The organism is Nocardia sp. NPDC004415 (genome assembly GCF_053602435.1).
On sequence record NZ_JBSGDP010000029.1, the window covers coordinates 68950 to 75801 of the forward strand.

The 6852-nt window shown below is 67.7% G+C and carries 5 protein-coding genes; 4 read left to right on the forward strand and 1 reads right to left on the reverse strand.

Annotated features, from left to right (window positions below; genetic code table 11):
• Positions 1-7: 7 nt before the first annotated feature.
• Positions 8-1558, reverse strand: a complete 1551-nt coding sequence (locus tag ACWEMY_RS16075; RefSeq protein ID WP_452390634.1) for a peptide ABC transporter substrate-binding protein — start codon at positions 1556-1558, stop codon at positions 8-10.
• A gap of 281 nt (positions 1559-1839) precedes the next feature.
• On the opposite strand from ACWEMY_RS16075, the gene acs reads away from it, so the two are divergent.
• The 4 genes from acs (at position 1840) to ACWEMY_RS16095 (ending at position 6706) form a co-directional block, all read left to right on the forward strand.
• A complete protein-coding gene (acs, locus tag ACWEMY_RS16080; protein WP_452390626.1) occupies positions 1840-3798 on the forward strand; it encodes an acetate--CoA ligase in 1959 nt (652 codons plus the stop codon).
• Between the two features lie 148 nt (positions 3799-3946).
• The gene (gene nhaA, locus ACWEMY_RS16085) at positions 3947-5179 is read left to right on the forward strand and encodes a Na+/H+ antiporter NhaA (RefSeq protein WP_452390627.1); all 1233 of its coding nucleotides are present in this window, start codon (positions 3947-3949) and stop codon (positions 5177-5179) included.
• Positions 5176-5664, forward strand: coding sequence for a phage holin family protein (locus ACWEMY_RS16090; protein ID WP_375932902.1), 489 nt, complete (start codon positions 5176-5178; stop codon positions 5662-5664). The genes nhaA and ACWEMY_RS16090 overlap by 4 nt, the downstream gene beginning before the upstream one ends.
• A gap of 55 nt (positions 5665-5719) precedes the next feature.
• A complete protein-coding gene (locus tag ACWEMY_RS16095) occupies positions 5720-6706 on the forward strand; it encodes an alpha/beta fold hydrolase (protein WP_452390628.1) in 987 nt (328 codons plus the stop codon).
• Positions 6707-6852 lie beyond the last annotated feature (146 nt).

A 6852-nucleotide genomic window follows, 5' to 3' on the forward strand; every position in this document is an offset into this window, starting at 1 on the left:
CCGCGGTCTATTTCTCGATGTTCTCGAAGTCGAACAGGCCGTTCCAGGCCAATTCGGCCTCGGTCACGCGGTCGGAGCGGCCCGCGGCGGCGACATAGTCGAATACCGGGATATCGGCCATGTCCTTGATCATGATCGTCTGCGCCTGCGCGATCAGCTGGTAGGACTCCTGCTGGGTGGCCGCGGCCATGGCGGCGTCGAAGAGCCGGTCGACCTCGGGATTGTCGTAGTCGACATTGTTGGTCTCGGAGTAGCTGTAGTACTGCGAGGACAGGAACTGCATCATCGTCGGGTAATCGCCCTGCCAGCCGTAGCGGAACGCGGTGCCGATGGTCTTGGCGTTCACCGCGTCGCGCACGTTCTTGAAGGTCGGGACCGGATTGGTGACCGCCTCGATGCCGAGGGTGTTCTTGATGCTGTTGGCCACCGCTTCGATCCAGGCCTGGTGACCGCCGTCGGAATTGTAGGTGATCGTGTACTTGCCCGACCACGGCGAGAGGGCGTCGGCCTGGGCCCAGAGCTTCTTGGCCTGATCGGGGTTGTAGTCGAACACCTCGGAGCCGGGCAGGTCGCCCTTGAATCCGGGCAGCGTGGAGGCGGTGAAATCGCGGGCGGGCAGGCGCAGGCCGTTGAAGATCTTCTCGCTGATCTGCGGGCGGTTGATCGCCATCGAGATCGCCTTGCGGCGCAGCACCCCTTCCTCACCGCCGAAATGCGGCACGGTCGTCTGGATGCCGATGTGCTGGTTCTGCGCGGTGGGCTTGGTGATCGCGCGGTCGCCGAGATCGCTCTTGTAGGAGGTCAGCGCGCTGTCGGGAATGGTGTCGAGGGTGTCGAGATTGCCCGCCTGCAGGTCGGCGTAGGCGGTTTCGAAGGACTGGTACATGACGAAGCGCAGGCCCTTGTTCTTGGCCGGGCGGCCACCGGGATAGTCCGGGTTGGGCTTCAGGTCGATCTTGACGTTGTGTTCCCAGGATTCGAAGGCGTAGGGGCCGTTGCCGACCGGGTTCTCGCCGAACGCCTTCATGTCCGCGAACGCCGACTCCGGAAGCGGGTAGAACGGGGCGTATCCGAGGGCACTCTCGAAATCGATCGAGGGCGATTTCAATTCCACCGTGAAGGTGCGATCGTCGACCACTTTCAGGCCCGACATCGTCTGCGCGGTGGGTTTCTCGGAATTCACTTCGTCGAATCCGACAATGGGCGTGAAGACATAACTCTGCAATTGTGCGTTCGTGGCGAGTGCGCCGTAGTTCCACGCGTCGACGAATGATTTCGCGGTCACCGTGGTGCCGTCGGTGAATTTCCAGTCCGGCTTGATGGTGATGCGGTAGGACTTGCGATCGGCGGTCTCGATCTGCTCCGCCATCTCGTCGTGCGCCTCACCGGTGGCGTCGTAGTACTTGAGCCCGGCGAACAGGCGATCTACCACGCGACCACCCATGTTCTCGTTGGTATTGGTGGGCACCAACGGATTCTGCGGCTCCGCCCCGTTGGTGGTGACGATGGCCGCGTCGGCGCTGTCGTCGGCGCTACAGGCTGTCAGTGCGAGGCCCATGGCCGTGACGGTGGCGGCGAACAATGCGGTCGCTCTGGTCAATCTCAACGCGGTCTCCCGAAATAAATGAACAATTCTCGGAACCATCAGCTGAACGGTTGAGATAAAACGATAGCCCGGGAACGGCGGATCTGTCCGGGAAGTCATCGGATGAACCCACCCGCGAAACCTGCGCGATACAACCGCCGCGCGGGGCCGGGTGCGTTGACTAGTGTCGAGGGAGCAGGGCTGGCGCCCTCGCGACCGACCCGACCGCACGAGGCATGTGAGGCTGAATCGACATGACCGAAACCGCTGCAGGACACCCGGACTCGTTCCCGCCGAGCGCGGAGTTCGCCGCGTCGGCCAACGCGCACGCCGCACTGTACGAGCAGGCCGAGACCGACCGTGACGGCTTCTGGGCCGAGCAGGCCAATCGGCTGCACTGGCACACACCCTTCACCCAGGTGCTCGACTGGAGCGACGCCCCCGTCGCCCGCTGGTTCGCCGACGGCGAGCTCAATGTCGCCTACAACTGCGTGGACCGCCACGTCATCGACGGGCACGGCGACCAGGTCGCCATCCACTGGGAAGGCGAGCCCGGCGATTCACGCGACATCACCTATCGCGAACTGCTCGACGAGGTTTCGCGCGCCGCGAACTACCTGACCGAGCTCGGGCTCGAGGCCGGTGATCGGGTCGCGATCTACATGCCGATGGTGCCCGAGGCCATCGTGTCGATGCTGGCCTGCGCGCGGCTCGGGCTCACGCATTCGGTGGTCTTCGCCGGGTTCTCCCCCAGCGCGCTGCGTCAGCGGGTCGACGACGCCGAGGCGCGGCTGATCATCACCACCGACGGACAGTGGCGGCGCGGCAGGCCCGCCCCGCTCAAGGAAGCCGTGGACGAGGCGCTGGCAGCCAAGGGCGATGTGCCGTCCTCGGTCGAGCACGTGCTGGTGGTGCGCCGGGTCGGGACCGAGGTGCCCTGGACCGACGGGCGCGACGTGTGGTGGCACGAAACCGTCGCCGCCGCTTCACCTTCCCACGAAGCACAGGCATTCCCCGCCGAACACCCCTTGTTTATCCTCTACACCTCCGGCACCACCGGAAAACCCAAAGGCATCCTCCACACCACCGGCGGCTACCTCACCCAAACCGCCTACACCCACCACAACGTCTTCGACCACAAACCCGGCACCGACGTCTACTGGTGCACCGCCGACATCGGCTGGGTCACCGGACACAGCTACATCGTCTACGGACCCCTGGCCAACCGCACCACCCAGGTCGTCTACGAAGGCACCCCCAACTCCCCCAACGAACACCGCCACTTCGAGATCATCGAGAAATACGGCGTCACGATCTACTACACGGCACCGACGCTGATCCGCACCTTCATGAAGTGGGGGCGCGAGATCCCCGACGCCCACGACCTCACCTCCCTGAGAGTCCTGGGCTCGGTCGGCGAACCCATCAACCCCGAAGCCTGGCGCTGGTACCGCGACGTGATCGGCGCGAACGAAACCCCGATCGTGGACACCTGGTGGCAGACCGAGACCGGCGCCATCATGATCTCCCCACTGCCCGGCGTCACCGCCACCAAGCCCGGCGCGGCCATGCGACCCCTGCCGGGCATCTCGGCGACGGTCGTCGACGAAGAGGGCAAGCCGGTGCAGCTCGGGGAGACCGAGGCCAACGGGTACCTGGTGCTCGACAAGCCGTGGCCGTCGATGCTGCGCGGCATCTGGGGCGATATGGACCGCTACCGGGCCACCTACTGGGAGCGCTACGCCGAGCAGGGCTGGTACTTCGCCGGTGACGGCGCCAAGCTCGACGCCGACGGTGACCTGTGGGTGCTCGGCCGCGTCGACGACGTCATGAACGTCTCCGGGCATCGCATTTCCACCGCCGAGGTCGAATCGGCGCTCGTGGGCCATCCGGCCGTCGCCGAGGCCGCGGTGGTCGGCGCCAGCGACGACACGACCGGGCAGGGCATCGTCGCCTTCGTCATCCTGACGGGCGAGTCGGCGGGCACCGCGGGCCCCAGCCTGGTCGACGAGCTCAAAGCCGAAGTCGCCAAGCAGATCAGCCCGATCGCCAAGCCGCGCGAGATCCATCTGGTGCCGGAACTGCCCAAGACGCGCAGCGGCAAGATCATGCGCCGGTTGCTGCGCGATGTGGCCGAGGGACGCGAGCTCGGGGACACCTCCACGCTGGTGGATCCGGGCGTTTTCGAGGCGATTCGCGCGGGCGGCAACTGAGCCGCGCCCGGTCGGCGGCGGGGTGAGCCGTCGGCCGGGTCCGTTAGGATCGGTGCCAGGTGTGCCGGGAAGTCTGGTCGGCGTGCGGTCGTGAATCCGGGTGGAGGAGCGCCCGCAGCCGAGTCCAACCCTGCCGAGAGGCCCGCGCTTGATCACCCGTGTGCGATCCGAACTGACCCGCTACCTCCGGACCGAAACCGTCGGCGGAGCGCTGCTGCTCATCGCCGCCGCGGTCGCGCTGATCTGGGTGAATTCGCCGTGGGGCGCGAGCTATCAGACGATGGTCGACACCTCGCTGAGCATTCCCGCGCTGCACCTGGACCTCACTCTGGCGGACTGGACCAAGGACGGGCTGCTCGCCGTCTTCTTCTTCGTCGCGGGGCTGGAACTCAAACGCGAGTTCGTCGTCGGGGAGCTGGCCGATCCGAAACGGGCCGCGCTGCCGGTGGTCGCCGCGGTCGGCGGGGTGGTGACCCCGGCGGTGATCGCGCTGATCGTCGGGCACGGCGTGCCCGGCATGGACAAGGGCTGGGCGATCCCGGTGGCCACCGATATCGCCTTCGCGCTGGCGGTGCTCGCGCTGACCGGCTCACGCATCCCGCCCAGCGCGCGGGTGTTCCTGCTGAGCCTGGCCGTCGTCGACGACCTGCTGGCGATCGTGCTCATCGCGGTGCTGTTCACCGCCTCGCTGTCGCTGCTGTGGCTGCTGGCGGCGCTGGCCTGCTGCGCGGCCTGGGCGCTGGCCCAGAAGTTCCGGCTGCACACGCCGCTGGTGTATCTGCCGATCGCGCTGGTGTGCTGGTACGCGCTGCACGAGGCGGGCATCCATCCCACGCTGGCCGGTGTCGCGCTCGGCCTGCTCACCCGGGTGCGCCCGGACCCGGGCGAGCAGATGGCACCGGCGACCCACCTCGAACACGTCGTGCAGCCGCTGTCGGCGGGGGTGTGCGTGCCGCTGTTCGCGCTGTTCGCCTCGGGCGTGCCGCTCGACGGCGCGGTGTTCGGTTCGCTGTTCACCGAGCGGTTGTCGCTGGCGATCATGCTGGGGCTGCTGCTGGGCAAGACGATCGGCATCTTCGGTGTCAGTTGGGTGACGATCCGGCTCGGCTGGGTGAAACGACCTGCCGGACTGGAATATCGCGACATGTTCGCCCTGTCGGTACTGGGCGCGATCGGGTTCACCGTTAGCCTTCTGGTGGCGGAACTCGCGCTGGCCGATATCGGCGCGGAAGCCATCGATCTCGCGAAGGCGGCCGTTCTGGTGACCTCCATGGCAGCATCGCTGATCGGATCGGCGCTACTGTTGCGCCGAGGACGTGTGCACCAGGCGCGCCGTGACGCGGACGAACTACCACCGGACAGAGAAGGGTCGACGAAGTGAGTTACACCCAAGGCGGAAATGACGGTCGGACGGTCACTTCCATCCCGTTGACCGACGCCAATCCGCCCGGATCGGCCAGTATCGGCAGTCTGGTCCGCGATGCGACCGAGCAGATGTCGACCCTTGTGCGCGCCGAGGTGGCGCTGGCCAAGGCCGAGGTGACCGCCGAAGTCCGCAAGGGACTCACCGGCAGCGTCTTCTTCATCCTCGCGCTGACGGTGCTGCTGTTCAGCTCGTTCTTCTTTTTCTTCTTCCTCGCCGAACTGCTGGATGTGTGGCTCTACCGCTGGGCCGCGTTCCTGATCGTGTTCGCGCTGATGGTCCTCACCACCGCGTTGCTCGGCTTCCTCGGCTGGCTCAAGGTGCGCAAGCTGCGCGCGCCGGAGAAGACGATCGGCTCGCTCAAGCAGACCGCCGAGGTGCTGCCGCAGGCGCTGACCCACCGCGAGAGCGCGCCCGCGCTGGAGAAGTCGACCCGCCGATGACGCGCCGGGCGGGCCCGGTCGCACCGGCCGGACCCGCCTACTAGGCTCGATCGGCGTGTCGTCCAATTCATTCCCGGATCCGTCCAGCGTCCGTTACGACGGACCGTGGACCCACCGTGACGTGCACGCCAACGGCATCCGCTTCCACGTCGTGGAGGCCGACCCGCCAGGGCGCGCCGACGCGCCCCTGGTCCTGCTCCTGCACGGTTTCGCCGACTTCTGGTGGTCGTGGCGTCACCAGCTCACCGGGCTGCCCGACCACGGTTACCGCACCGTCGCCGTGGACCTGCGCGGATACGGCGATTCCGACAAACCCCCGCGCGGCTACGACGGCTGGACCCTGGCCGGTGACATCGCGGGCCTGGTCCGCGCGCTCGGGCACACCGAGGCGACCCTGGTCGGCCACGCCGAAGGCGGACTGGTCTGCTGGGCGACCGCCGTGCTGCATCCACGACTGGTGCGCTCGATCGCCGTCATCGGCTCGCCGCACCCCGCCGCGCTGAAGAAGGCCGTCCTGCGCGACTCCGCCCAGCGCGCCACCTGGCTGCCCGACTTCCTGCGCTACCAGCTGCCCCGCTACCCCGAACACCTGCTCACCCGGCGCGACGGCGCCGAGGTGGAGCGCCTGCTGCGCGAACGGGTCGGCGAGAACTGGGCGCGCGGCGCCGAATTCACCGAAACCGCCGCCCGCATGCGCCACGCCGTCCGCATCCCCGGCGTCGCCCATTGCGCGCTGGAATACCAGCGCTGGGCCTTCCGCTCCCAATGGCGCCCCGACGGCAAGCGCTTCATGGCGACCATGCGCACCCCCATCGACATCCCCGTCCTGGCCCTGCGCGGCGACCAGGACCCCTACTTGCTGCCCGCCACCGTCCACCGTGGCGCCCGCTGGTCCCCCGCCCGAACCCTGGTATCGATCCCCGACGCAGGGCACTACGCCCACCAGGAGAACCCCGCGAGGGTCAACCAGGAACTGACCACCCGCTGGCGCGAACAGAACGGCGTCAACGGCACCCCCAAGGACGACCTGGTCTCGCCCTAGGCCAACGCTGCATCGCCGCGGGTCAGCCACCTCCCGCACTCCCAGCCACACCGCACACACCAAATCCGCCATGACCGCACTCCCAGCCCCGCACCCGCGACCCCGAGGAGCGGCGGCGCGCAGCGCCGGGTCGCGGCCGGGCCGCC

Coding starts and splice junctions, on each gene's coding strand:
- ACWEMY_RS16075 (WP_452390634.1), bottom strand. CDS start 1,558: ATGGGCCTCGCACTGACAGCCTGTAGCGCCGACGACAGCGCCGACGCG.
- acs (WP_452390626.1), top strand. CDS start 1,840: ATGACCGAAACCGCTGCAGGACACCCGGACTCGTTCCCGCCGAGCGCG.